The 1,011-nt window shown below is 70.2% G+C and carries 1 protein-coding gene and 1 pseudogene; one reads left to right on the plus strand and one right to left on the minus strand.

Annotated elements, in window-relative coordinates:
* Positions 1-159, minus strand: a pseudogene (locus tag JaAD80_RS31805) (LacI family transcriptional regulator); the annotation flags it as partial.
* A gap of 2 nt (positions 160-161) precedes the next feature.
* Here JaAD80_RS31805 and JaAD80_RS29285 point away from each other — a divergent pair.
* Positions 162-1,011 (plus strand): cation:dicarboxylate symporter family transporter (locus tag JaAD80_RS29285; RefSeq protein WP_146012626.1); only part of this gene is annotated, 850 nt, incomplete at its 3' end.

Consider the following 1,011-nt stretch of genomic DNA (forward strand, 5'->3'; position numbering starts at 1 on the left):
TTCGCGCAACACGGTATCCCAGCCCGACTCGACCACGGGCGAGAAGGCGATGACGTCGACCTTTTGCGCGATGAAGGAGCGCAGCGCCTTGACCTGGTTTTCCTGCTTTTGCTGGGCATCGGCAAATTTCAGGGTGACGCCATCTTTCTTGGCGGCATCTGGTGCCGCACAACCTGTATGCCGTGATGGCCTTCGGCTCGGCGCCCTCGGTGCTGATCGGCGTGCTGCTGTTTGGCGCCGCCGTCGCGGTGCAGCGGCCCGAGGCCAGCCAGCAGCTGAGCGCCATCCTCGAAGCCGTGTACCGGGGCATGGAGCTGTCCATCCGCTGCGTGAATACCGGCTTGCCGCTGACGGCCTGCATCCTGGCGGCGGCCGCCACCAGCGCGGCGGGCGGCGAGTCCATCGGCCTGCTGACGGGCTTCCTGGCCACCTGGTACGGCAGCGTGCTGCTGTGCTGCGCGCTGGTGGTGGCGCTGCTGGCCTGGCGCCTGAAGGCGCAGCCGTGGCAGGTGCTGACGGCGCTGCGCGAACCCGTCACCGTCTGCCTGTTCGCGCCGGTGGGCGCGGCGGCGCTGCCCGAATTCATCGAGGCGCTCAGCGTGCGCCTCGGCTTCAGCCGCGGCGTGGTCGAGCTGATGGCGTCGATCTGCCCCGTCTTCATCCGCACGGGAGAGGCGCTGTATTTCGCCGTGCTGGCCGTGTTTGTCGCCAATGTGTACGGCCAGCCGCCCGGAGTGGCGCAGCTGCTCTTGATCAGCTTGCTGGCCGGCTGGACGGCGCTCTGGTCCGTCGGCGTGCCCGGCGTGAAGGCGGCGCTGTGGGCCGGCGTGCTGCAGGCCTCGCTCGGCTTGCCGCTCGACGCCATGCTGCCCGTCCTGCTGCTGCTCGAAGTGCTGTGCGAAGGGGCGCGCAACCTGGTGTCCTACCTGGCGGCGGCCGTGCTGATCGCGCTGGGCTGCGAAGCGGCGCTGCCGCGCGATGCCGTGGCGCCCGGCAGCGCCGCGGCCGCAC

Origin of the sequence: Janthinobacterium sp. AD80, assembly GCF_002878455.1 — a bacterium.
Lineage (GTDB): Bacteria > Pseudomonadota > Gammaproteobacteria > Burkholderiales > Burkholderiaceae_D > Janthinobacterium.